This window comes from Nocardioides sp. CPCC 206348 (assembly GCF_048654705.1).
In the GTDB taxonomy this organism is placed as follows: Bacteria; Actinomycetota; Actinomycetes; order Propionibacteriales; family Nocardioidaceae; genus Nocardioides.
In genome coordinates, this window is the sequence record NZ_JBMCZA010000217.1 from 99,828 (window position 1) to 100,454 (window position 627).

1 protein-coding gene is annotated in these 627 nt (G+C 74.3%); it reads right to left on the bottom strand.

All coding sequences use genetic code 11. The features are described from left to right. Positions 1-627 (bottom strand): copper resistance D family protein (locus ACOADB_RS24295; protein WP_378604863.1); only part of this gene is annotated, 627 nt, incomplete at both ends.

The following is a 627-nucleotide window of genomic DNA, read 5'->3' on the forward strand; positions in this document are numbered from 1 at the left end:
GTACAGGTCGAGGGGCTCGCCGGCGGTGTCCTGCACCTGGACGATCAGCCGACGCTGGAGGCCGGAGCCGGCGTCGAGCACGGCGAGGACCTTGAGGTCGTCGTTCGCGATGCCGGTGACGACGCCGGTGTCGGCGGTCGTCGGCTGGGCCGGCGGTTCGCCGCCCGGCGGCTTCTGGGTGAGGAAGCCGGTGACCCCCAGGACGGCGACGAGGACCGCGGCCTCCCCGACGACGACCCGGCGGACCAGCCCGGTGGCCTTGCGCTGGACGTCGTGGCCCACACCGCCGGTCACCTGCGGGACGAGGCGGTACCGGTTCCACGCGGCCATCGCGACCACGACCAGCACGAGGGCGACCTTGACCAGCAGCAGCCGGCCGTAGGTCTCGCCGAAGAGCCGCGACCACGAACCGACGATCCGCCAGCCGAGCAGGACCCCGGACGCCGACAGCACGGCGAGCAGGCCCGCGGCCACCGTCGAGAACCGGCTCAGGAGCTGTACGGCGTCCCGCGGGCGACCGGCGATCGCGGGCAGGGTGACGGCCAGGCCGACGAGGCCACCGAGCCAGACCGCGCCCGCCGTGAGGTGGAGGGCGTCGGTGACGACCAGCAGCGTGCCGGGTTCGTA